Source organism: Streptomyces hygroscopicus subsp. hygroscopicus (genome assembly GCF_030269125.1).
GTDB lineage: Bacteria > Actinomycetota > Actinomycetes > Streptomycetales > Streptomycetaceae > Streptomyces > Streptomyces hygroscopicus_C.
This window is the reverse complement of record NZ_BSSM01000011.1, coordinates 294,566-317,923: the sequence shown is the minus strand read 5'-3', so window position 1 is coordinate 317,923 and position 23,358 is coordinate 294,566. Positions and strand designations below refer to the sequence as shown.

Below are 23,358 nucleotides of genomic sequence, written 5' to 3'. Positions count from 1 at the left end.
GCCGATTTCCGATGACGGCGGGGGTCAGGCGACGGCGTCGTGCAGCCGCGCGGCCTGTTTGTCCTTCAGCGGGCCGATGACCGACAGCGACGGGCGCCGCCCCAGGATGTCGCGGGCGACCGAACGGACGTCGTCCGGGGTGACCGCGGCTATCTTCGCGAGCATGTCGTCGACCGACATCTGCTCGCCCCAGCACAGCTCGCTCTTGCCGATGCGGTTCATCAGCGCGCCGGTGTCCTCCAGCCCGAGGACCGTGGAGCCGCGCAACTGGCCGATGGCGCGGGCGATCTCGTCGTCGGTCAGACCGTTGGCGGCGACCTGGTCGAGTTCGTCGCGGCAGATCCGCAGCACGTCGTGCACCTGGCTGGGACGGCAGCCGGCGTAGACGCCGAACAGGCCGCAGTCGGCGAAGCCGGAGGTGTACGAGTACACGCTGTACGCCAGGCCGCGCTTCTCCCGGACCTCCTGGAAGAGCCGCGAGGACATGCCGCCGCCGAGGGCGGTGTTGAGGACGCCCATGGCCCAGCGGCGGTCGTCGGTGCGGGCGAGGCCCGGCATGCCGAGGACGACGTGGGCCTGCTCGGTCTTGCGGCCGAGCAGTTCGACCTTGCCGAAGGTGCGGATCGTGCGGCTGCCCGCGCGTGGGGCGATGGGCCGCGCGTCCGGGTTCCTCAGCGCGCCCGCCTTCTCGAAGGCCGCGCGGACCTGTCGTACGACCTTGTTGTGGTCGATGTTGCCGGCGCAGGCGACCACCAGGTGGGTCGGGTCGTAGTGCTTCCGGTAGAAGCGGCGGATGCGGTCGGCGGTCAGGGCGTTGACGGTGTCGACGGTGCCGAGGACGGGGCGGCCGAGGGCGTTGTCGCCGAACATCGTGTGCGCGAACAGGTCGTGCACACAGTCGCCGGGGTCGTCCTCGGTCATCGCGATCTCCTCGAGGATCGCACCGCGTTCGACGTCGACGTCCTCCTCGACGATGAGCGAGCCGGTCAGCATGTCGCAGACCACGTCGATGGCCAGCGGCAGGTCCGTGTCGAGCACGCGTGCGTAGTAGCACGTGTACTCCTTGGCCGTGAACGCGTTCATCTCGCCGCCGACGGCGTCGATCGCGGCGGAGATGTCCAGCGCGGAACGGCGCTCGGTGCCCTTGAAGAGCAGGTGCTCCAGGTAGTGCGTGGCGCCGTTCAGGGACGGGGTCTCGTCGCGGGAGCCGACGTGCGCCCAGATGCCGAAGGTCGCGGAGCGGACCGAGGGCAGGGTCTCGGTGACGACGCGCAGGCCCCCGGGGAGGGTGGTCTTGCGGACGGTACCGATGCCGCCGGTGCCCTGGATGAGGGTTTGGGTACGGGCGACGGCCCGCGCCTCCGAGGAGGAGCGGGCCGTCACCTTCGAGCCACGGGACGTCACTGCTCGGCGTCGTCCTTCGCCTCGTCGCCGTCCTCGCCCTCGATCACCGGGACGAGGGAGAGCTTGCCGCGCGAGTCGATCTCGGCGATCTCGACCTGGACCTTCTGGCCCACGCCGAGCACGTCCTCGACGTTCTCCACGCGCTTGCCGCCGGCCAGCTTGCGGATCTGCGAGATGTGCAGCAGACCGTCCTTGCCGGGCAGCAGGGAGACGAACGCACCGAAGGTGGTGGTCTTGACGACCGTACCCAGGTAGCGCTCGCCGACCTCGGGCATCGTCGGGTTGGCGATGCCGTTGATCGTGGCGCGGGCGGCCTCCGCCGAGGGACCGTCGGCGGCACCGATGTAGATCGTGCCGTCGTCCTCGATGGTGATCTCGGCGCCCGTGTCCTCCTGGATCTGGTTGATCATCTTGCCCTTGGGGCCGATGACCTCACCGATCTTGTCGACCGGGATCTTGACGGTGATGATCCGCGGGGCGTTCGGGGACATCTCGTCGGGCCGGTCGATGGCCTCCATCATCACGTCGAGGATGTGGAGACGCGCGTCGCGGGCCTGCTTGAGGGCCGCGGCCAGGACGGAGGCCGGGATGCCGTCCAGCTTGGTGTCGAGCTGGAGGGCGGTCACGAACTCCTTGGTGCCGGCGACCTTGAAGTCCATGTCGCCGAAGGCGTCCTCCGCACCGAGGATGTCGGTGAGGGTGACGTAGTGCGTCTCGCCGTCGATCTCCTGGGAGATCAGACCCATGGCGATGCCGGCGACCGGGGCCTTCAGCGGCACACCGGCGTTCAGCAGCGACATGGTCGAGGCGCAGACCGAGCCCATGGACGTCGAACCGTTGGAGCCGAGGGCCTCGGACACCTGACGGATCGCGTAGGGGAACTCCTCGCGCGCGGGCAGCACCGGCACGAGCGCGCGCTCGGCGAGGGCGCCGTGGCCGATCTCGCGGCGCTTCGGGGAGCCGACGCGGCCGGTCTCGCCGGTGGAGTACGGCGGGAAGTTGTAGTTGTGCATGTAGCGCTTGCGGGTCACCGGGGAGAGGGTGTCCAGCTGCTGCTCCATGCGGAGCATGTTCAGGGTGGTGACGCCCAGGATCTGGGTCTCGCCACGCTCGAACAGCGCGGAGCCGTGCACCCGCGGGATGGCCTCGACCTCGGCGGCCAGGGTGCGGATGTCGGTGACACCGCGGCCGTCGATGCGCTTCTTCTCCTTGATGACGCGCTCACGGACCAGGGTCTTGGTCAGCGAGCGGTACGCGGCCGAGATCTCCTTCTCGCGGCCCTCGAACTCCGGGAGCAGCTTCTCGGCGGCCAGACCCTTGACGCGGTCCAGCTCGGCCTCGCGCTCCTGCTTGCCGGCGATGGTGAGCGCCTGGGCCAGCTCGGGCTTGACCGCGGCGGTCAGGGCCTCCAGGACGTCGTCCTGGTAGTCCAGGAAGATCGGGAACTCGCCGGTGGGCTTGGCGGCCTTGGCGGCGAGGTCGGCCTGCGCGCGGCACAGGACCTTGATGAACGGCTTCGCGGCCTCGAGACCGGCGGCGACGACCTCTTCGGTCGGCGCCTCGACGCCACCCTCGACCAGCTTGATGGTCTTCTCGGTGGCCTCGGCCTCGACCATCATGATCGCGACGTCGCCGTCCTCCAGGACGCGGCCCGCGACGACCATGTCGAAGACGGCGTCCTCGAGCTCGGTGTGCGTCGGGAAGGCGACCCACTGGCCGCGGATCAGCGCGACGCGGACGCCGCCGATCGGGCCGGAGAAGGGCAGACCGGCCAGCTGGGTGGACGCGGACGCGGCGTTGATCGCGACGACGTCGTACAGGTGGTCGGGGTTGAGCGCCATGACGGTGCAGACGACCTGGATCTCGTTGCGCAGGCCCTTCTTGAAGGACGGGCGCAGCGGGCGGTCGATCAGGCGGCAGGTGAGGATGGCGTCCTCGGAGGGACGGCCCTCACGGCGGAAGAAGCTGCCGGGGATCTTGCCGGCGGCGTACATCCGCTCCTCGACGTCCACCGTGAGGGGGAAGAAGTCGAGCTGGTCCTTGGGGTTCTTGGAGGCGGTGGTGGCCGACAGCACCATGGTGTCGTCGTCCAGGTACGCCACGGCGGAGCCGGCGGCCTGCTTGGCCAGGCGGCCCGTCTCGAAACGGATGGTACGGGTGCCGAAGGCGCCGTTGTCGATGACGGCCTCGGCGTAGTGGGTCTCGTTCTCCACTAGCGTTTTCTCCTCGTCTTCGTCCCTGGTCTGCCCGTGTGGCAGGGGGACGGTGGTGGAGAAGCGCGCCTTCGGTGCGGGCCGGTCTTCGATCGAAGCACCCGGGGCTCGCTTCCCCCCGGGGGCCACTACCGAGGACCGGCGGCGGCGTGGTGCGCTTCTCCTCGTTCTGTGTCGTGCGTCCTGCGTTCCTGCGTTGTGCTACCACACTACAAAGCGTGAGTGACACCGCGCACGTTTCCGCACGTACAGCAAAGGGAGCGGTCCCCGAGTCCTGCCGGGAACCGCTCCCCTCACGGCGTCCTTACTTGGCGCCGGCCGCACCGCGGCGGATGCCGAGGCGGTCGACCAGCGTACGGAAGCGCTGGATGTCCTTCTTCGCCAGGTACTGCAGCAGGCGACGGCGCTGACCGACCAGGATCAGCAGGCCACGACGGCTGTGGTGGTCGTGCTTGTGGGTCTTGAGGTGCTCGGTCAGGTCGGAGATCCGACGGGACAGCAGAGCGACCTGGACCTCGGGGGAGCCGGTGTCACCCTCCTTGGTACCGAACTCGCCGATGATCTGCTTCTTCGTAGCGGCGTCGAGCGACACGCGTACTCCTCATAGTCTGTTGAGGCCACCGAGTGCCCCCGGTCTGCATCTCGGGGGAGCTTCCGTGACTCGGAAGGCGGGGATCCGCTGCGCGCGGCCTCCAGGGCACGGGGCTCCGGGGGTGCGTACACGAACGGCCGTCACTCAGGGTACCAGGCGACGATGGGCCGCTTTCCCCCGGTCGGCGAACCCCTCCGGGGGCGGCGCACGGCCACTAGGGTGACCCAACGGGACTGTACGTCACCGGGTCCGTACGTTACGTCGGGAAGGGGTCGCCGCGAGATGGCGGAAACGGAAGCCGAGATCAAGGCACGCAAGGAACGCGAGCGCGACGAGCTGTACGCGCTCGACATCTCGGGCGTCGAGTGGCACTGCGCCCCGGGCACCGAGGAGCACGAGGAGCGCGTGGAGATCGCGTACCTCCCCGAAGGAGCCGTCGCGATGCGCTCCTCCCTCGATCCCGGCACGGTGCTCCGCTACACGGAGGCGGAGTGGCGGGCGTTCGTGCTGGGGGCGCGGGACGGGGAGTTCGACCTGACGCCCATGGCGCACAACGGGGGCCTGGACGTGCAGTAGCCACAGGGGAGGGGCGGCGCCGCGGGTGCCGCCCCTCCTCGTGCCGGGGTCAGTGTCCGAGGCCGGCGGTACCGACTCCGAAGACCGAGACGACCTCGCCCCCCTTGCGCGGGTCGTCGGATTCCAGCTGGTACGGGGCGAAGAAGACGTGGCCGCGCTCGTAGAGGATGAACGAGAACTCGGGGTCGTCCTCCACCTTCCCCCCGTGCTTCAGGTCGCCCTCCGGCAGGTGGAACAGCAGGTACGGGGTCTCCTTGCCGGTCCGCGGGTTCCAGTCGACCATCGCCGCGGGCTGCACCTCGTCCAGGCTGCTGCGGTAGATGATCAGGTCGTCACCGTTCATACGGACAGGGAGCACCGGCTGGAAGCGCCGCCCGGAGAAGGTGGCGACGGCGGTGCCCTTCCTGACGTCGAACGCCGTGATGTGGTTCGCGGGCTTGAAGACGTCGTCCCCGTCCTTGCCCCTGACGAAGATCCGGTCGCGGCCGACCACGATGCCGGTGCACTTGTCGACGACACCGAAGTAGCCGAGGATCTCCGGATCGCAGTAGGGCTCGTACCTCTTCAGCGAGATGGTGGCGAGGCGCTCGCCGTTCGCCGGGTCGAGGGTGATCAGGTCCGTGACCATGGTGTCCCCGGCCGCGACGGCGATCACGGGCGGGTCGGAGGACGGCAGGAAGACGTCCTGGACGCCCTTGCTGACCTGGTACCGCCACACGATCTTGCCCGTGCGCGGCTGGAGCTTCTCCACCCTGAAGGTGCTCTCACCGTCCTCCTTGCAGACGACCAGGGCCAGCAGGGCGCGGCCTCCGGCGTAGCCCGCGTCGTGGCACTGCGAGGTGGCGAGGGTGGTGTTCCACAGCCGCTCGCCGCTGTCCATGTCGTACGCCGCCGAGCCCTGCCTCCAGGCTATGGCCACGACGCCCCTGGTCAGAGCGACATTGGTGTTGGTGACGTAGGCGAAGTCGGCCGCCGGGATCTTCCGCTTCCACAGCTGCTCGCCGGTGTCGAGGTCGACCATGAGCACCTGGTCGCAGATGCCGTGCGCCGGCTGGACGACGACGGGGGTCCGGCCGTCCACGGTGACGTCGCGGCTGACGGCGCAGACGGAGCCGTCGAGGTGCAGCGTCCAGGCCGTGTCGTCGGTGTCGTCCGAGCCGCCGATCCTGTAGCCCGTGATCCGGTTGGCCACCGCCCGCGCGACGATCCTGCCCGTGGCCCAGGTGCCGGGCGCGTACCGGGTGGCGCCCTTGGCGACCTCCTCCTCGTGCCGGACGACGGTCTCGCCCTCCGGGGAGACGGGTGCCTTCTCCGTGCTCGCCCGGTTGTCGCGCACGTCGTCCGGGGACTGCCGGACCGCCTTGGCGTCCGTCCCGCCCTTGCCGTCGCCGGACGAGTGGGACCACACAAGCCCCGCGACGACGCAGAGCACGACCGCCGCGGCCGCCGCGACACCGCCCAGGAGACGGCGTCGGCGCCGGCTGCGCGACTGGTCGGCCGCGAGCGCGGACTGGGTGTACATGGACGGGGGCGGGCCGAAGCTCACGCTGGGGGTTCCTCCTCTTCGCCGCCTCGCCGGGGGCGGGCGGGCCGGCCGTGCGGGGTCCGGGTCACTTGCTGGTCATGGCGCGGGCCGCCGCGTACACGTCGAACACGGCGAGCGCGAGAGGCACCAGCGTGAGGAGCACGAAGCCCTCGATGATCTCCAGGAAGCGGCCCCAGAAGGGGCTCAGGCCCCGGCGCGGAACGATGAGTCCCAGGGCCGCGACGAGAGCCGCGCCGGCCCCGATCGCGGCGGCGAGCCAGATGGCGCGGATGTCGAGTCCGGACCGGTCGCCGGTGAGCGCGTCGCGCAGGATGGAGTGGGGCGGGTTGAGCGCCAGTCCGAGGCCGAGCAGCACGAGCGAGCCGAGTCCGGCCGCCAGCAGCGGCGCGACCTGCCCGGTGTAGCGGAAGAGCTGGGCGCGCATCAGGAGCGCCACGGCCGTGGCGAGGGCGAGCAGCTGGGCCCAGATGTCGTCGGAGAAGCCGAGCACCGCGCAGGAGGCGAGGGCGGTCAGCGCGCAGCCGCCGACGAGCCCGACGAGGATCTCGTGGCCGCGGCGGGCCTGGGCCTCGATCCGCTTCATGTCGACCGGTTCCTGGACGACGGTCTCCGTGCCGTAGGCGCTGTTCTGGGCGGAGTTCGGCGGTTCGAAGCCGATGGGCAGCCGGGCGAAGCGCATGGACATCCCGGGCAGGAAGGCCAGGCCGCCGACCGCGAGGGGTGCGCACAGGGCGGCGATGTCCTCGGGCGTCCAGTGCACGAGGACGGCCGTGAACACCGTGACCAGGCCGAGCGCGGACGCGAGGACGAAGGCGACGAACGGGGCGTCCCCGCCCGGGGTGCACAGGGTCAGGACGACCGAGGCGAGCAGAACGGCCGCGCAGGCGAGCAGGAACTGGAGCTTGCCGATGCCCTGACCGTGGGCGAGGGCGAGGAGGCCGGAGCCGGCCACACCGGCGTTGGGCAGGGCGCCGAGGCCCAGGGCGATCGCGGCGCCCCGGTCGTCGTAGACCCGGCCGCGGACGGCGGCGAAGACGACGAGGAGCACTCCGGCGACGCCCGCGAGGACGCCGGGCAGGCTGTGCATGTCGTGCCGGGGGTCGGCCTGCCAGGTGACGAAGGCGAGCAGGGTGGCGAGGACGCCCGCGCCGACCAGCCCCGCCGCGCGGGTGAGGTCGTCGCTCCACAGGGTGCGGTGCCGCGTCACCGAGGAGGCGACCGCCTCGGAGACGTCGTCGAAGACGGCCGGCGGCAGCGACTCGGAGAAGGGCCGCAGGATGAGCAGTTCACCGTCGAGAATCCGCTGGGCGGCGAAGGAGCGCGCGCTGTCGAGGACGGCGCCGTCCCGCCGTACGAGGTGGTACCCGACCGGGGCGCCCTCCGCGGGGTCCTGCCGGGAGAGCCGGAGGATCTCCGGGTAGATGTCGGCGACCGGGATGTCGTCGGGCAGCGCCACGTCGATCCGGCTGTCGGGCGCGACGATCGTGACCCGGCAGAAACCGAGTCCCGACCCCGACCCCGTGCCGGGCACCGCTGTCCCCGTGGTCGTCGTGCTCACCTCGTACTCCCCCTCAGTAATGTTCCTGCGCCCGTGATGTGAGAATCCTGCGCCTCTTCCCGGGCGGGATCCACGGGAATCGGCGCGAAGGGCGTCGTCCGGCTCCACCAGGAGTGGCGTGCGGCGGCGCCTCGCACGGAATACCCCGGTTTACGGGGTGTGTTCGCGTGTGCTGGAGCGAACACCCGGCACCCTACCCCGCACCGGTCACCCACGGAGTCAGTAGGATCACGCGGCGGCCTGCGTCCGTCCGTCAACGGGGGGCGGACCTCATTCTTGGGGCCCGGCAGAGGAATTGGGGAGCAGTGAGTCACATCGTCGTGAAGCGCCCGCCGCGGGCGCTGCCGTCCGAAGTGCCCACAGGGGAGGTAGTTCTCCAGCCTCCCCCGGAACTACCGCGGGGGCCGCAGGAGAGCGTCCTCATGCAGCTGCTGCCGACGCTCGGCATGGGCGGCTCGGTGGTCTTCTTCTTCACGAACGGACAGCCGTTCATGAAGATCATGGGCATGGTGATGATCGCGTCGACGGTCGCCATGTCCATCGCGATGGTCATCCGCTTCCGGCGCGGCTCGCAGGGCCAACTCGCCGACGTGCGGCGTGACTACATGCGCTATCTGTCGCAGACCCGAGGCGCTGCCGTGGACACCGCGAAGGCGCAGCGCGACGCCCAGTACTACCTGCATCCCTCGCCCGAGCAGTTGTGGGCGCTGGTCGCCGAGGGCAGCCGGGTGTGGGAACGCAGGCCGGGCGACGAGGACTTCGCCCAGGTGCGCATCGGACTGGGCTCGCAGGAGCTGGCCACGCCGCTGATCGCGCCCGAGCCCGGCCCGGCCGGGCGGCTGGAGCCGCTCACCGCGGGGGCCGTGGAGCGCTTCCTCGACGTCCACGGCACCCTGAGCGATCTGCCGATGGCCGTGTCGCTGCGCGCCTTCTACCACGTCACCGTCAGCGGCGACGCGGAGTGCGCGCGCTCGACCGTGCGTGCCCTGGCCGGCTCGCTCGCCGCGCTGCACTCCCCCGAGGACCTGGTCCTGGCGGTGGCGGCGGGCCGCGGGACGCTCCCGCGCTGGGAGTGGGTCAAGTGGCTGCCGCACGCCCAGGCGCCCGACTCGGTGGACGGGGCGGGTACCCGGCGGCTGATCGGTCCCGACGCCCGGGAACTCGAAGGCCTGCTGGCCGACCGTCTCGCCGGCCGCCCCCGGTTCCACCCGAACGGCGCGCCGATCCTGGAGGAGCCCCACATCGTCGTCGTCCTCGACGGGGTGTCCCTGCCGCAGGACTCCGTCCTGTCCAACATGGAGGGGCTTCAGGGCGTCACCGTGATCGAGGTCGTGCCCGGCGAACTCACCGGCGCCCGCGGCGACCTGGCGGTCATCGCCCAGCCCGGCGTCCTGCGCCTGGAGTCCGCGAACGGGGACGTCTACGAGGGCACGCCGGACGCCCTGTCGTACGAGTCCGCCGAGGCGCTCGCCCGGCAACTGGCCCCGCTGCGGCTGGCCTCCGGCGGTGACGACGACGAACCGCTGCTGGCCAACCTGGAGTTCACCGACCTGCTGAACCTCGGGGACGCGGCATCCGTGGATCCGCAGCGCACCTGGCGCCCACGGGGGCTCGCCGAACGACTGCGGGTGCCGATCGGTGTCGGCCCGGACGGCCGGCCCGTGATGCTGGACCTCAAGGAAGCAGCCCAGGAGGGCATGGGCCCGCACGGCCTGTGCGTGGGCGCGACCGGTTCCGGCAAGTCGGAGCTGCTGCGCACGCTGGTGCTGGGCCTCGCGGTCACCCACTCCTCGGAGACCCTGAACTTCGTCCTGGCCGACTTCAAGGGCGGTGCGACCTTCGCCGGCATGGCGCAGATGCCGCACGTGGCGGCGGTCATCACCAACCTGGCCGACGACCTCACGCTGGTCGACCGCATGGGCGACTCGATCCGCGGCGAGCTGAACCGCCGCCAGGAGCTGCTGCGCGACGCCGGCAACTACGCCAACATCCACGACTACGAGAAGGCACGCGCGGCCGGCGCCCCGTTGCAGCCGATCCCCTCGCTCGTCCTGGTCATCGACGAGTTCAGCGAGCTGCTGACCGCCAAGCCGGACTTCATCGAGATGTTCGTGCAGATCGGCCGCATCGGCCGTTCGCTGGGCGTGCACCTGCTGCTGGCCTCGCAGCGCCTGGAGGAGGGCCGGCTGCGCGGGCTGGAGACGTATCTGTCGTACCGGATCGGTCTGCGCACCTTCTCCGCGGCCGAGTCCCGCGCGGCGCTCGGCGTCCCGGACGCCTACGAGCTGCCGAACGTGCCCGGTTCCGGCTTCCTGAAGTTCGGCACGGACGAGATGGTGCGCTTCAAGGCGGCGTACGTCTCCGGGGTGTACCGCTCCGGCGGCCGGCAGGGCGCTACGGCCGGGGGGCCGCTGCCCGTCGACCGGCGGCCGGTGCTGTTCACGGCCGCGGAGGTGCCCGTGCACTACGCGCCGGTGCCGAGGCAGCGCACGGAGTCGGCGGCGCAGGTCGACGACGCGCTCGCGGACACCGTGCTCGACGTCATCGTGCGCCGGCTGGAGGCGCAGGGCCCGGCGGCACACCGGGTGTGGCTGCCGCCGCTGGACAGCCCGCCCTCGCTGGACGCGCTGCTGCCCAAGCTCACGGCCGTGGAGGGGCGCGGGCTCACGCAGCCCGGCTACGAGGGCGCGGGACGCCTCGTCGTCCCGGTGGGCCTGGTCGACAAGCCGTACGAGCAGCGTCGTGAGCCGCTGTGGCTCGACTTCTCCGGTGCCGCGGGCCATCTTCAGCTGCTGGGCGGCCCGCAGTCCGGCAAGTCCACGCTGCTGCGGTCGCTGATCTGCTCCTTCGCGCTGACGCACACGCCGTACGAGGTGCAGATCTACGGCCTCGACTTCGGTGGCGGCGGTATGGCGGCGGTCTCCGGCCTGCCGCACGTGGGCGGCATCGCGTCCCGGCTGGACCCGGAGCGGGTGCGGCGTACGGTGTCCGAGGTCTACGGTGTGCTGCGGCGCCGCGAGGAGTATTTCCGGACGTCGGGCATCGCCTCGATCCAGGACTTCCGCGCCCGGCGCGAGCGCGGCGAGATCTCGGTCACCGACCAGCCGTGGGGCGATGTCTTCCTGGTCATCGACGGCTGGGGCAACTTCCGCAACGACTACGACGGTCTGGAGCCGGCCGTCCTGGAGATCGCCTCCCGCGGCCTCGGTTACGGCATCCACCTGGTCCTGACGGCGTCGCGTTCGATGGAGGTCCGCGCGAATCTCAAGGACCACCTGATGAACCGCCTCGAACTGCGGCTCGGCGACACCATGGACTCCGAGATCGACCGCAAGGTGGCGGCGAACGTGCCGGCGGGCGTGCCCGGCCGCGGTGTGTCGCCGCAGAAGCTGCACTTCATGGCGGCGGTGCCGCGCATCGACGGCCTGACGTCCGACACGGACCTGGCGGACGCGACGGCCGCGCTGGCGGCCGAGGTCTCCCGGCACTGGCAGGCGCCGGGGGCGCCGCAGGTGCGGATGCTGCCCCGGGAACTCCCCGTGGCGCAGCTGCCCGCGGGCGACCGGTTCCCCCGGCACGGGGTCGCCTTCGGCATCGACGAGAACGACCTGGAACCGGTGTTCGTCGACTTCGAGACGGACCCGTTCTTCATGGTCTTCGGCGAGAGCGAGTCGGGCAAGTCGAACCTGCTGCGGCTGCTCATCACGCAGCTGACGCGGCGCTACTCGGGCGACGAGGCGAAGTTCTTCGTGGTCGACAACCGGCGCTCGCTGCTGGACGTCACCCCGGCCTCGCATCTGGCCGAGTACATCCCGATGTCCAACTCCATGGACCACCACATGGTGGCCCTCGCCGACCTGATGAACCGGCGTACGCCCACGGCCGATGTGACGGCCCAGCAGCTGCGGGAGCGCAGCTGGTGGCGGGGCCCGACGGTGTACGTGGTGGTGGACGACTACGACCTGGTGTCGACGTCCAGCGGGAACCCGTTGAGCGGCCTCACCGACCTGCTGCCGTTCGCCCGTGACGTCGGCGTGCGGTTCATCATCGCGCGCTCGACCGCGGGCGCTGGGCGTGCGTCGTTCGAGGCGTTCATGCAGCGGATGATGGAACTGGGCGCCCAGGGCGTGGTACTGGCCGGCGACCCGAGCGAGGGCGACATCCTCGGCGGGGTGCGGCCGCGGCCGATGCCGGCGGGCCGGGGTGTCTTCGTGTCGCGCAGGCGGGGGAAGATGCTGGTGCAGACGGGGTTGGTGGACGTGGGGTACTGACGCTCTTGTCGAGGGCCCGGCGACTTTCCGCTGGGCCCCGGCAGGGTGCAGGGACTCGGATGAGATGGTGACATGGCCGACCGGTGACGTGTCTGGGGCTTCGGGTCTCCGGGATGCCTCAGGAGACGGGGGAGGGACAACCGCATGGCATGGGACGAATGGGAGCAGCTCAAGACGGACGCGCAGCAGCGCCGTACCCATATGCGGCTGAACCAGCTCGCAGAGCCGGGCGGAGGGGGAGACGCGGCCCCCACCGGCGACCTGACCGTGAGCCAGCAGGACCTGAAGGCGGTGGGTGACGCCGCCTACTCGCTGTACACGGACTTCAACAGTGCAACGACATGGCGCGCATCTCGTCGATGAAGGCCGCCGGAGGGCTGACCGATCAGGGCTTCCTCCTGGGTGAGGCGCTCGATCACGTGGCCACACGGTGGGTGGATCAGGTCCGGTCGTACTACCACGTGATCGGCGCTCCGGTCACCGGCATCCCGCTGGCGGGAGACACGATCCAGCGCATGGTCGACGTGGGTACCGCCGAGTACCAGAACAACCTCAACTCCCAGGTCGACCAGGAGACGCGGCAGCATCTCGCCGATCACTTCTCCGCCGGTCACCAGCAGGTGGACAGGATGCTGGAGAAAGCCGTGCACGAAAAGCTGCCGCAGAGCCAGTGGCAGCTGATGGACCAGGACCCCGGTCAGTTCGAGAACAACCTCCAGGGTGCCGGACTGACCCGCTACCACGACGGTCTGACGAACGGCGTCGGTTACATGGGGAAGCCCGCAGGCTGATGAACCGGAGGAAGCGAACAGGAATCGTGTTGGCCGTGACGGTGGCGGTGCTGGTGGCCGCGGCCGGAGTCACCGTCGCCGTCCTGCGCGGTGGTGACAGCGGTTCGGCCGCGGAGCAGAAGTCGTTCTGCTGGGGGACGCTGAAGCGTGGCGACGTCGCCGCGCTCGGCATACGTCCCCTCCATCGGTACGCGTCCGACGAGGGAGACCTCAAGGGGAGCACGCTCGCCACCTGTCAGGTGGGGGCGGGTCTCGACGCGCACGGGGTGATGAAGCAGCTGCAGTTCTCTCTTTCCGTGGGCGGCTCACCGAGCAACGACGTCTGGCACCTGGCGGACGACGTGGCAGGGGTCTCGCCCTTCAGGGCACCGCTCGCGGGCGTGCCCGGCTGGGTCAACCGGAGCATGGCGGGGGTGCTGCTGCCGGCGTCGTGCTCCGCCCGGCTCCACTTCGGCGGCGCTGCCTACGTCCGGGTACAGACCCTGGCCGACCAGGACAAGACATGGCACGACGGCACGCTGCAGAGGCGGATGGCCGATGTCCTGATGACGGCCGCGACGGGGCTCACACGTCAACTCGGCTGTTGGAGCGCGTCCTTCAAGGCCACCGCCGCCGCCTCGCGGTTACTCGAAGGCCACGCGCCCGCCTCCGGAGAGGCGTGCGGCCTGCCGGGCTTCAGTGTCCCGGCGAAGTACACGGAGCAGTACGCGACCCACGGTGACTTCGGGCTCTGGAGCTGCGCGCTGCGTGCGGGGAGCGAGGAGGTGCACTTCACCGTCACCCAGGACCCGTACCTGCTCTGGCTGAACGGCTCCGGCTCGGGTCGCTGGTCGACCACCCTGAACTGTGACGGCAAGAAGACCCTCGTGCAGACCGGTTCCGGGAACGACGCCCTCGCCCGGGACTTCCGCGCGGCGCTGGCCCGTGAGGGCGACTGCGCGTAACAGGACGAGGGGTGGGCACCTCCCGCGCGTGCCCACCCCTCGCCGTTTCGCACGGCCTGTTGCTTACTCGAAGTAGCTGGCGCCCTTCAGGTCGCCACCGCGGTAGTCACCGCCGGCGGCGTGCACCCGCTGGGTGATGGACATCAGCGCCTGGTGGATACCGGTGGCGTGCTGGTCCCACTTCACGGACTTCCGCTGGAACGAGTCGTAGGCCTCGCCGCCCCAGCCCTCGGCCACGTCCAGGACGCCCTTCTTCAGCGCGCTGAGGTCGTCCTCGAGCTGCTTGGCCACGTTGCCCAGCTCGGTGGCGAGCGCGTCCATGGCGCCGTACTTGACGGACAGATCCTGGTAGTGCGGAGTGGTCATGTCTTCCTCTTCCTTGGGATCGATCCCGGTCAGTACAGGTTCAGCGCGGAGGTGCTCGCGCCGGCGTCGACCTCGATCTTGCTGATCGTCGAGTGCAGCTCGTCCTCGAGCTGGGTCTTGTCCTTCTTGTTCAGGTTGATGCCCTCGAGGAAGTCCTCGAGCATGCGGCCGATGGCGGCCATGTGCTCGTTGATCTCGTGCTGCTTCGTCTTGAACGCGTTGGAGCCGTGCCCGGTCCACTGGGCCTCGATCATGTCGATCGTGCCCTGAAGGCGGCCGAGGCACTTCTTGACCGAGTCGTAGCGGTCGATGACGTTCGTCTGGAGCTTATGTGCGTGCTCGTCTACAAACTTACGGCCGTCGGCCATTGCGGCACTCCCCTTCGTGAGAGCTGTGCTCTTGTTGACTGCGCATCACCGGACGGTGACGCCTTTCCTGTGAACCGTCAGGCACGTCGTCGCGACCGGATCACGGCGAAGGCCGCGCCACCGATCACCACCAGTGCGGCGGCCGCTCCGACGACGACCCACGTCAGGGTGTTGCCGGACGACTTCGAGCTTGTGTCGGCCGCGGAGGTCTCACCGCCGGAGGTGGACTTGGCGGGGGACGAGGGGGTGGGGGTGGAGGGTGAGGTCTTCGGCTTGCCGCGCCAGTTCTCCGTGGCAAGGGGGTCTGCGGTCGCCGAACCCGGGTTGTAGTTCGGGTTCTCCAGCACCTTGCGGGGGCGCACGACGCCGTAGCCGAGGTAATTGCTGGGGGTGTCCTTGGGCCAGTCCCGGCCAGCGGTGTCGATCAGCGACCGGAGAACCTGGTTGGCGGTCCAGTCGGGATGGGCGGACCAGATGAGGGCGGCGGAGGCGGAGGCGATGGCGGTGGCGTCACTGGTGCCGTTTCCGTGAGAGCAGTAAGAGCGGAAGCTCGCGTTGCACCATGCGGGCAAGTTCACACCAGGGGCCGTAAGATCGACATCCCGCCCGTGTGTCGAGAACTTCCCCACCTTCCCCGTCTTGTCGATGGCAGAGACTCCGACGACGTACGGATAGGAAACCGGGTATCCGGCGTTGTTCGACGTCTGGGCATTGTTCCCGACGGCGGCGAACATCAACTTGCCCTTTGAAGCAGCGTATTTGATTGCTTCCTGCTCGCCGTCGTAGGAGATATCGTCTCCGAAGGACATGTTGATGATCTTGACGTCGCTGTCAGCGATAGCTTTGATCACGTTGCTCAGCTTGGGTGCCTTGTCCACCTGGGCAAGGCTCATCCCATCGAGCGCGACGCGGTATGGCACGATCTCGGCACCCGGCGCCAGGCCTTTCAGGCCTCCACCGCGCCCAGTACCGGCGATTTCCTCCGCCATCGTCGTACCGTGACCGTTGATGTCCTGCGTAGCCCCGTAGGAAAGGGACTTCGGCACTTCGTCGACCAGCACCTTCCCCTGCAGGGAGGGGGTCGACGGGTTGACGCCCGTGTCGACGACGGCGACCTTGACTCCCTTGCCCGTGCTCGTCTTCCACATCTCGTCGGCCTTCATCGCCGACAGGTACCACTGCTGCGACTGGACGTCGGCGGCAGCCGCGCTGGGGGCCAGGCCCACCGGCAGAGCCATCAGTGCGCCGAGCGCCGCACACGCGGCGGTCAGTCGTCTCGTGCTCGCTGACAACATGCCTCTCGTACGTCCTCGCTTCATCTCGTTACTCGGTCTCCGGCGCCTGCCGCCGGCGCGAGTTCTTGTCGTCGCGGTCCCGTGTGGAGCGTCGGGCCGACGAACGCCCCGGCGTGTGCTCGTCGGCGGCGCCGGTGCCGTTCCTGGCCGTCGGCGCCTTGCTGTTGGACGTCCCGACCGCCCCGCCGGGAGTCACGGGCCTGCGCGAGGCCTGCGCCTCGGTGCCCTCCGGCATGGCCCCACGGATCACTCCGCGCTGACCGGGCCGCTCGACGGCGTGCGGGTCACGAGCGGCAGACTCGCCGCCGATGACCTTGCCGCGCGGCACCCTGGATCCGGTGACGCCCTTCCCGGAAGGAGTGGTCGGCCGGCCACCGATGACACCGCCGGTGCGTGCCGCCCCGGTCGGGCCCAGTTCACCGATACGCTCGCCCGGCACGCCCCCGGTCCGAGGCGTTCCGCCGACGATGCTGCGACCGACCGGTCCCCGGCCCACCGGAGCCTTGCCCAGGGGGGACTGACCCATGGGGGTCCTGCCCATCGGCGACACCGGCCCACGCGCGCCAGCCTGACCAGGAACGACAGGCTGCCGTACCCCGCTGATGGGCCCGCGCCCCGTGCCGGTTCCGACTTCCGGCTCCTCGACGGGGGGTACGGCCATCCGTGAAGGCCCGACCGGGCCCCGGACGCCGCCCGCTCCGCCGCGTGCCACCGGCAAGCCAACAGTCGGGACCATAGGGCCGGAGGGGAAGGGAGTGATCGGTCCCCCACCGCCGCCACCAGGACCGGGTGCGGTCGGCGGCGTGACCGGCACCGTCGGCTTCACGGTGTCCGGGGGAAGGGTGTTGACGCTGTCGATGTTGGTGCCGACGTGCTGGGACGGGTCAACATGAACATGCCGATCGGGCGGCAGGACCACGTGGTTCAGCTTCGGCGCGAGGTCGGCCCCCTTCACACCCGACCCGTCCGGGGATGCGACAGAGTACTGGCGCGCCGTTTCACCCGTGGGCAGATGTGCGGGAGTTGTCTGACCTCCGCTGTCCGAATCATGACGGGAGCCGCCACTAGCCAGCGGCACCCCCATGTCCGGCATCTTCCCGAACTTGGGCTCCTCCAGCCCCCGCAGGTTCCCCTCCGAGACCGCGTAGTACGACGCCAGCCGGTTCATCTGGGTGATCGCCTCTTGGCGGTGGTTCTCGACGACCTGGGCCTGGATGCCACCCGGATCCAACTTGGCCTGCTCGGCCGGCAGGAGGATCTTGGGCCGGTTGTCGCGGGGCGGCATGGAACTGCTCACCGAGGCGAGTCCCATGCTGGCCGCGGAGACCTGGGTCGCCACGTTGTCCGCGTAGAAGCCGAGTTCGTAGGTGTGGTTGACGAGGTCGCCGGCCCAGCTGTGGAACGAGGTGGCCGCCTCGCCGTGCCAGTCGATCCGGCCGATGTGCTCCAGGAGCTCATCGGCGGCGCTCCAGATGGCGTCCCGCGCGTCCCAGAGGCCGTTGGCGGCGTTCTCCAGGTGCTCGTGGTTCGCGGACTTCACCATGTCGACCATGTCGTTCAGCTGGTGGCCCTCGAAGTCGCTGACCTGGCAGCCGCCGCCCGGCTTGTTGAGGCTCGGCGCGGCACACTGGCCTCCGCCCATGGCCGACTTCTCTTGCTTGAACTGCTGTGCGGCCAGCTCACGGTCAAATTGGTGCAAATCTGGCTTCGTGTTCTGGTCGCCCATCAGATTTCCCCGTCGCCGAGCTGCTGAGTATCGGTGCGCTTCTGGTCCTTCCGCGCATCGCCGAACTGCTCGTTGATCTGCATGCGGATCTCGTGGAACCGGCGCCGCTGGTCGTCGTCCAGATTGGCGAAACCGATGTCCGCGCCGTGCACGGCGATCTGCATCGCCTCGATCTGCAGCGTCAGCGACTGGGAGAGCGTCATGAGTCGGTCGTGGACGCGCGTGTACTGGCTGTGCAGTCCCGTGGCCTCAGGGAATCCGCCGTTGCCGCAGAACGACTCGGCGGTGATCGTATGCATCGCCACCTTCTTCGCCGAGCCGGGCGAGTCCTCGAATGTCTTGAGCACCGAGTCCACACGCGTCTTGAAGGTCTTCAGAGCCTCCAGGCCAACCTTCAGCCCGCCCGTGCCGTCGTCAGGCCGCACGTTGCGCCACCCCCGTTTCCGTCCCCTGCTTGAGGCGGCAGCACTCCTCAAGCGTTCGTCTTCGCAATGCAATCACTGTAGTCAACGCGACTGACACCCCCCAACTGACTTGTGTGACAAGTCTGCTGCAGCCCGGCGACCTTCACGCATCTTTCACGCCGCCGTTCGCCGGCCTTCTGCGCGCGTCGCGGATCGCCACCGCCGCCCCCGCGAGGGCGGCCACCAAGACGGCCGCTCCGACGGCGACGTACGTCGCCAGGCGGGCGTTGCGTTCGTCGGGTGTCTCGCCGAGCACCAGGCGGGCCGGGGTGGGGGCCTCGGCGCGGCTGAGGCCCTCGTGCGGGTCGGGCTTCTCGATGGGGTGTTCGTCGTCCGTCAGGGCGCGTACGGGGTCGACGACACCCCAGCCGACCAGCATGTCGTGCCCGGCGACCGAGCGCTCCGCGGTCTGCTCGATCTGGGCGACGATCTCGCGCGCCGTCCAGTCGGGGTGCTTCGCCCTGATGAGCGCGGCGACACCGGCCACGTACGGGGCCGAGAAGCTCGTACCGTTGTCCGAGCAGTGGCCGCCCTCGGGCACGGTGGAGATCATGTCGACGCCGGGGGCGGCGACGCCCACGAAGTCGCCGGACTGGGAGAAGGAGGCGCGCTCGTTGTTGCGGTCCGAGGCGGCGACCGCCAGCACACCCGGGTAGGACGCCGGGTACGTGAGCTTGACGTTGCCGTCGAGGCCGTCGTTGCCCGCGGAGGCGACGACCACGATCTGGTGCGCCAGGGCGTCGTCGATCGCGCGGTGCAGGCCGTCGGCCGGCTGTATGGCGTTCGCGGTGTCCTGGGAGATGTTGATGACCTGGGCCTTCTCCTTGATCGCGTGCTCGATGGCCTGGGCGAGGGTGGCCGCGGTGCCGTCGCCCTCCGCGTCGTTCTGCTTGATGGGGATGATGGTCGCCTCGGGCGCGAGGCCGACGAATCCCGTTCCCTGTCTCGGCCGGGCGGCGATGATGCCCGCCACACGGGTGCCGTGCCCGACGGTGTCCGTCGTGCCGCTCGCGTTGCCGCGGTCGATCTTCTGGCCCTTGCTGTTCTTCGGCGGCAGGAGGTTGGTCCCGCTGGACGCGTCCACCGCGTGGGTGAGCTGGGGGTTCTTGGTGTCCACGCCGGTGTCGATGACCGCGACCCGTACGCCCTTGCCCTTGGACTGGCTCCACAGTTCGTCCAGCAGCACGCGCTGGAGGGCCCAGGGACGCCCGGGATACACCTTGTTCGGGAAGTTGCACTGGTCGGCGAAGGAGTCGGCGGCGGCGGGCGGGGCCAGGGCGACTGTGGCGGTGCACAGCGTGGCGGCCGCGATCGCCGCGGTACGGAGCAGGCGCGGGTACGACACGTGGCTCCTCCTACGAACCCTGCGGCTGGCTCGCCGCGGTGGTCGACAGGCGCGGTCCCGTCGGCAGGAACAGGGACCAGGCGACCGGGATCGGGGCGGGGTCCAGACCCGCGTACCCGAGCCGGGTCTGGGCCAGTTGGGCCTCCTGCTGCAACTCCTTGCGCTGCTTGTCCGTCATGCCGTACTCGGTGCCCCGGGAGCCGCTGTCGGCGTTGGACTGCATGGCGTAGCGCAGGCCCGTGTCGGTGACGAGGAAGACGCCGCCGACCTTGGTGTCGGTGCCCTGGAACTGGCGGTAGAGCTGGCCCGAGCCGGGGGTGACGTAGGCGCTCGACGACCCGGTGGGCAGTTCGGCAGGGAAGTCCGTGCCCGCCCAGGTGGCGAGGGTGGTGGTGCCGTTGCCGGCGACGTGGTCGAGGACGTTGCAGACGGTGTCGCGGCTGCCGCTCGCGGTGCCCGCGTCGTTGACGACCCTCGGGGTGAGGCTCGGCCACTTGCGGTCGGCGTCGAAGGCGGTCGAGCCGGGCACGAAGGCGCCCGCGCTGACGTCGAGGGGCTTGCTCGCCTGGCCGAGGCCGACGAGTTCCTTGCTGTTGAGGAGCAGCTTGGCGGTGAAGTCCGAGACGGGCAGGACCTTGCCCTGTTCGACGATGTAGTACTGCTGGCGGTCGCCGTTGGGGGCCCGCAGCACCATGCCGACCTTGTTCGCGCCGGCCGGCAGGCTGCCCTGGATGCCGGCGGGGGCGCTCGCGGTTCCCTGGATCGGGGGAAACTCGATCCGGTCGCCCCGGTGCAGGGTGTCGAGCCAGTCCCGGGACACGCGTTGGGGCTGCCGGCCGGCGCCGACCAGGGTACGCAGCAGCAACTCGTCGTTCTTGTCGACCTCGTACGCGGTGCCGTGCGCGTCCACGATGTAGCGCTGCCCGTCCGGCGCGGCGACGTACAGGACGTCCCCGCCGCCGAGCTTCTGGCGTGGCCCGTCGGTCTTCTTCATGTCGCGGGCGGCGAGCACGAACGCCGCCTTCTGGATGGCCCTGCCGCCCGCGCTCGGACGCTCGCAGACGGCCCAGCGCTTCTTGGCACCGGCCTCCTGGCTGGAGGGCAGGCGGTCGGGGGCGTACGGGATGCCGATGGTGACGCCGTGCGGGATCTTGCCGCTGTCGAGGATCGACTCGTCGACGGTGACCACGTCGCCCTTGCCGTCGGCGAGGAGGAGCTTCGCCGACGCCATGTTGAGCACCGGGTGCAGCTGGGTCTTGCCGTCGGTCTTGAGGACGACGTACCGGGTGGTCGACTTGCTGGCGATGATCACCTTTTCACCGGGGGTGTCCCACCCCTGCGGCGCGGTCGGGCGGAACATCCCCCAGGCGCCGAACACGGCCATGACGACCACGCCGACGATGGTGCCGGGCAGGACCGCCCGCAACGGCCTGGGGGCTGCTTCCTCCGAGCCGTCGGAGGAGGGCTGGACGAACGCCGCGAGCATGCGCCGCTTCGCAAAGGTGTAGGCGTTGAGTTGATCCCGCCGAGATGCCATCTGCCCCTGATTCTCCCCGTGTGGCCGTCCGGATACCGGTCGAAGACCACCGTCTCCGGCACACCGTTGTCGGACCGAGCCCCTACTATGCCTGGTGTCTGGTCGGTTCCGTGGAGCGGGTAGGGTACCCGGGCCCTCAAGGGCTCTGCTCGGGGGCTGAATTGCAGAGGGACGTAAGGAAAATGGGGGGATGAGTTGAGGGCTTCCGGGACGCGGGCTCGTACGCGCCGGCATGAACGGGGAGCCGGCCCCTCGACGGCCGGTCCGCAACCGGGGGGATCGCGGTCGGCGCCGCCCCGGGAACAGCGGATCCCGGACCCGGCCGGCCCCGGTGCCCGTCCGGCGCTGTCCGGTTCATTTCGCATGCAACGACTCGTGCTGCCGGAACTCGCGCTGGCCGCGCTCGTCGTCGGCTGGGTCATCGGCCCGGTCGCCCTGGTACCCGCCGCGGTCGTCGCCGTCCTGCTGGTCGCCCTCGCGTTCGTCCGGCGCCGGGGCCGCTCGCTGCCCGAATGGCTGACCACGGCACGGGAGTTGAAGGCGCGCAGGCGCCGGGCCGCGAACACCCCGATACCGCCGGGCACCGAGCCGTCGCTGGTGCCCGCGCTCGAGTGCGAGCCGAGCCTGCGCACGTACGCGTACGGCGGGCGTGACCGCCGTACCGTCGGCATCGTCGGCGACGGCACCTTCGTCACCGCCGTTCTCCAGGTGGAGGCCGACGCCACCGCGTTGCGGGCGGAGCGGAGTCGGCAGCCGTTGCCGTTGGGCCTGGTGCGGGACGCACTGGAGGTGGACGGGATACGGCTGGAGTCGGCGCAGGTGGTGCTGCACACGCAGCCGGCGCCCGCGTTGCACCTGCCGCAGCAGTCGGTGGCTGTCGCCAATTACCTGCCGTTGCAGGAGCAGACCGGCGCCCCGGCCGTGCGGATCACCTGGATCGCGTTGAAGCTTGATCCGGAGGTCTGCGCGGAGGCCGTGGCGGCGCGTGGGGGCGGGTTGCTCGGGGCGCAGAAGTGCGTCGTGCGGAGCGCGGACCATCTGGCGAGCCGGCTGACCGGGGCGGGCTTTCGGGCGCGGGTGCTCGACGAGGAGGAGCTGATCGCCGCGCTCGCCACCTCGGCCTGCGCCAACCCGCTGGTCACCGCGGAGGCGGGACGCAGCGAGACGCGGGAGCGGCGTACGGAGGAGTCCGGGCGCAGCTGGCGGTGCGACAACCGGCGGCACACCACCTACTGGGTGCGGCGCTGGCCCCAACTGGGCGGCGGGCGCGGCGAGTCGCTGCCGCAGCTGGTCGCGCAGGTCACGGCGATACCGGCGCTCGCCACCACCTTCAGCCTCACCCTCGCGCGCGGGGACCGGCAGGAGGTCTCGCTGTGCGGGCACCTGCGGGTGACCGGGCGCAGTGACGACGAACTCGTGGCGGCGCGCCGCGCCTTGGAGGCGGCGGCCCGGCGGGCCGGGGCCGGCCTGGCCCGCCTCGACCGTGAGCAACTGCCCGGCATGCTGGCCACACTGCCGCTCGGAGGTGCGCGGTGACGACGATTCCCACGGCTTCCCCCGACACGTGGCAGCCGGCGGTGGCCGGCTCCGGACCGCGCGGCCTCGGCGAGCGGCTGCGGCACGGACTGGGTCTGCTGGGCCCCCGGCACGGCCGGCACGCGTTGCCCGCGCGGGTGCTGGACACCCTCGCCCTGCCCATCGGCGACGACGGCGTGGTGGCCGGCGTGGACGCCGAGGGCCAGCCGGCCGTCCTCGGCATCAACCGGCCCACGCCGTACGACGTCGTGCTGATCGGCGGCCTGTGGACCGCGCAGGTGCTGGCGCTGCGCTCGGCTGCCACCGGTGCCCGCGTGGCCGTGGAGACCGGCCGCCCGCAGGCCTGGATGCAGATGGTGCACGCCATGGGCGGCGGGCAGAACGGACTGGCCGTGTACGACGTCGGACGGGTCCCCCCGCAGGGCGCCTCGGCCGGTACGCCGGTCCTGGTGGTCCGGGACTGCGGTATGCGGCCCCCACGCGGCCGTGTGGTGGCCGGGCCCTGGCAGTCGGTGCTGACCCTGCTGCCGTACCTCAGCCCGGTGGCGCCCCGGTTGCTGCGTCAGGCGCGGCTCGCCGGCATCCAGCGGGTCTCGCCCGACGAGGCCGCCGAACTCGGCCGCACCATGGGGCTCACCCGTACCGAGGTGGAGTCGCTGCCGGCCCTCCCGGACGGCGTCACCCTCTGGTGCACCGACCGGGATCGGCAGTACGTGCTGACCCAACCGACGGACGCCGAGACCGGGTTGCTGGGCACGCCGCGACGCATGGACTGAATCGCCCGCGCCTGTGGCGTCTGTTCGTCCTCCCTCCCTTTCCCGTTCGT

General features: G+C 70.4%; 19 protein-coding genes. 7 read left to right on the top strand and 12 right to left on the bottom strand.

Annotated features, from left to right (window positions below):
* Nucleotides 1-24: 24 nt before the first annotated feature.
* The 3 genes from QSK45_RS24780 to rpsO form a co-directional block, all read right to left on the bottom strand.
* Nucleotides 25-1,404 carry a M16 family metallopeptidase gene (locus QSK45_RS24780; RefSeq protein ID WP_285560467.1) on the bottom strand — a complete coding sequence of 460 codons (1,380 nt, stop codon included), beginning with the start codon at nucleotides 1,402-1,404 and terminating at the stop codon, nucleotides 25-27.
* Nucleotides 1,401-3,617, bottom strand: a complete 2,217-nt coding sequence (locus tag QSK45_RS24775) for a polyribonucleotide nucleotidyltransferase (RefSeq protein WP_285560465.1) — start codon at nucleotides 3,615-3,617, stop codon at nucleotides 1,401-1,403. Before QSK45_RS24775 ends, QSK45_RS24780 begins: the two co-directional genes overlap by 4 nt.
* 304 nt (nucleotides 3,618-3,921) lie before the next feature.
* Complete coding sequence (gene rpsO / locus QSK45_RS24770) at nucleotides 3,922-4,209, bottom strand: 30S ribosomal protein S15 (protein WP_053664877.1); 288 nt, start codon at nucleotides 4,207-4,209, stop codon at nucleotides 3,922-3,924.
* A gap of 282 nt (nucleotides 4,210-4,491) precedes the next feature.
* On the opposite strand from rpsO, the gene QSK45_RS24765 reads away from it, so the two are divergent.
* Nucleotides 4,492-4,785, top strand: a complete 294-nt coding sequence (locus tag QSK45_RS24765) for a DUF397 domain-containing protein (RefSeq protein WP_285560458.1) — start codon at nucleotides 4,492-4,494, stop codon at nucleotides 4,783-4,785.
* 49 nt (nucleotides 4,786-4,834) lie between these two features.
* Here the strand turns inward: QSK45_RS24765 and QSK45_RS24760 are convergent, their stop codons facing one another.
* Both QSK45_RS24760 and eccD read right to left on the bottom strand, forming a co-directional pair.
* A complete protein-coding gene (locus QSK45_RS24760; protein WP_285560456.1) occupies nucleotides 4,835-6,331 on the bottom strand; it encodes an outer membrane protein assembly factor BamB family protein in 1,497 nt (498 codons plus the stop codon).
* 64 nt (nucleotides 6,332-6,395) lie between these two features.
* Complete coding sequence (gene eccD / locus QSK45_RS24755; RefSeq protein ID WP_285560454.1) at nucleotides 6,396-7,889, bottom strand: type VII secretion integral membrane protein EccD; 1,494 nt, start codon at nucleotides 7,887-7,889, stop codon at nucleotides 6,396-6,398.
* 305 nt (nucleotides 7,890-8,194) lie between these two features.
* Here eccD and eccCa point away from each other — a divergent pair, with 305 nt between their 5' ends.
* The 4 genes from eccCa (at nucleotide 8,195) to QSK45_RS24735 (ending at nucleotide 13,895) form a co-directional block, all read left to right on the top strand.
* Nucleotides 8,195-12,160, top strand: coding sequence for a type VII secretion protein EccCa (eccCa, locus tag QSK45_RS24750; protein WP_285560452.1), 3,966 nt, complete (start codon nucleotides 8,195-8,197; stop codon nucleotides 12,158-12,160).
* Between the two features lie 144 nt (nucleotides 12,161-12,304).
* Nucleotides 12,305-12,523, top strand: coding sequence for a hypothetical protein (locus tag QSK45_RS24745; RefSeq protein WP_285560450.1), 219 nt, complete (start codon nucleotides 12,305-12,307; stop codon nucleotides 12,521-12,523).
* Nucleotides 12,502-12,951, top strand: a complete 450-nt coding sequence (locus tag QSK45_RS24740) for a hypothetical protein (protein WP_285560448.1) — start codon at nucleotides 12,502-12,504, stop codon at nucleotides 12,949-12,951. The genes QSK45_RS24745 and QSK45_RS24740 overlap by 22 nt, the downstream gene beginning before the upstream one ends.
* Before the next feature lie 29 nt (nucleotides 12,952-12,980).
* Entirely contained in the window at nucleotides 12,981-13,895 is a 915-nt protein-coding gene (locus tag QSK45_RS24735) for a hypothetical protein (RefSeq protein WP_285560446.1), read from the top strand.
* Nucleotides 13,896-13,958: 63 nt separating this feature from the next.
* Here the strand turns inward: QSK45_RS24735 and QSK45_RS24730 are convergent, their stop codons facing one another.
* The 7 genes from QSK45_RS24730 to eccB all read right to left on the bottom strand — a co-directional run bounded on the left by QSK45_RS24730 (nucleotide 13,959) and on the right by eccB (nucleotide 20,996).
* Nucleotides 13,959-14,261: a WXG100 family type VII secretion target gene (locus QSK45_RS24730; protein WP_285560444.1), complete on the bottom strand. Its 303-nt coding sequence runs from the start codon at nucleotides 14,259-14,261 to the stop codon at nucleotides 13,959-13,961.
* A gap of 29 nt (nucleotides 14,262-14,290) precedes the next feature.
* Complete coding sequence (locus QSK45_RS24725; protein ID WP_285560442.1) at nucleotides 14,291-14,629, bottom strand: WXG100 family type VII secretion target; 339 nt, start codon at nucleotides 14,627-14,629, stop codon at nucleotides 14,291-14,293.
* Between the two features lie 77 nt (nucleotides 14,630-14,706).
* Complete coding sequence (locus tag QSK45_RS24720) at nucleotides 14,707-15,900, bottom strand: S8 family serine peptidase (RefSeq protein WP_490993614.1); 1,194 nt, start codon at nucleotides 15,898-15,900, stop codon at nucleotides 14,707-14,709.
* Nucleotides 15,901-15,952: 52 nt separating this feature from the next.
* Nucleotides 15,953-17,650: a glycoside hydrolase family 25 domain-containing protein gene (locus QSK45_RS24715; RefSeq protein WP_285560438.1), complete on the bottom strand. Its 1,698-nt coding sequence runs from the start codon at nucleotides 17,648-17,650 to the stop codon at nucleotides 15,953-15,955.
* Nucleotides 17,650-18,075, bottom strand: coding sequence for a DUF2563 family protein (locus QSK45_RS24710; RefSeq protein WP_285560435.1), 426 nt, complete (start codon nucleotides 18,073-18,075; stop codon nucleotides 17,650-17,652). The genes QSK45_RS24715 and QSK45_RS24710 overlap by 1 nt, the downstream gene beginning before the upstream one ends.
* Before the next feature lie 142 nt (nucleotides 18,076-18,217).
* Nucleotides 18,218-19,459: a type VII secretion-associated serine protease mycosin gene (gene mycP, locus QSK45_RS24705; RefSeq protein WP_395483973.1), complete on the bottom strand. Its 1,242-nt coding sequence runs from the start codon at nucleotides 19,457-19,459 to the stop codon at nucleotides 18,218-18,220.
* A gap of 10 nt (nucleotides 19,460-19,469) precedes the next feature.
* Complete coding sequence (eccB, locus tag QSK45_RS24700) at nucleotides 19,470-20,996, bottom strand: type VII secretion protein EccB (RefSeq protein WP_285560431.1); 1,527 nt, start codon at nucleotides 20,994-20,996, stop codon at nucleotides 19,470-19,472.
* 363 nt (nucleotides 20,997-21,359) lie between these two features.
* Between eccB and eccE the strand changes: the two genes are divergently transcribed.
* Nucleotides 21,360-22,532, top strand: coding sequence for a type VII secretion protein EccE (eccE, locus tag QSK45_RS24695; protein WP_285560428.1), 1,173 nt, complete (start codon nucleotides 21,360-21,362; stop codon nucleotides 22,530-22,532).
* Nucleotides 22,533-22,573: 41 nt separating this feature from the next.
* Nucleotides 22,574-23,308 carry a hypothetical protein gene (locus QSK45_RS24690; protein WP_285560506.1) on the top strand — a complete coding sequence of 245 codons (735 nt, stop codon included), beginning with the start codon at nucleotides 22,574-22,576 and terminating at the stop codon, nucleotides 23,306-23,308.
* Nucleotides 23,309-23,358 lie beyond the last annotated feature (50 nt).

Excerpts from the sequence above, each read along its gene's own strand:
- eccB (WP_285560431.1), bottom strand. The coding sequence starts at position 20,996 with ATGGCATCTCGGCGGGATCAACTCAACGCCTACACCTTTGCGAAGCGG.
- QSK45_RS24765 (WP_285560458.1), top strand. The coding sequence starts at position 4,492 with ATGGCGGAAACGGAAGCCGAGATCAAGGCACGCAAGGAACGCGAGCGC.
- QSK45_RS24725 (WP_285560442.1), bottom strand. The coding sequence starts at position 14,629 with ATGGCCGACGGCCGTAAGTTTGTAGACGAGCACGCACATAAGCTCCAG.
- QSK45_RS24730 (WP_285560444.1), bottom strand. The coding sequence starts at position 14,261 with ATGACCACTCCGCACTACCAGGATCTGTCCGTCAAGTACGGCGCCATG.
- QSK45_RS24740 (WP_285560448.1), top strand. The coding sequence starts at position 12,502 with ATGGCGCGCATCTCGTCGATGAAGGCCGCCGGAGGGCTGACCGATCAG.
- QSK45_RS24715 (WP_285560438.1), bottom strand. The coding sequence starts at position 17,650 with ATGGGCGACCAGAACACGAAGCCAGATTTGCACCAATTTGACCGTGAG.
- eccE (WP_285560428.1), top strand. The coding sequence starts at position 21,360 with ATGCAACGACTCGTGCTGCCGGAACTCGCGCTGGCCGCGCTCGTCGTC.
- QSK45_RS24745 (WP_285560450.1), top strand. The coding sequence starts at position 12,305 with ATGGCATGGGACGAATGGGAGCAGCTCAAGACGGACGCGCAGCAGCGC.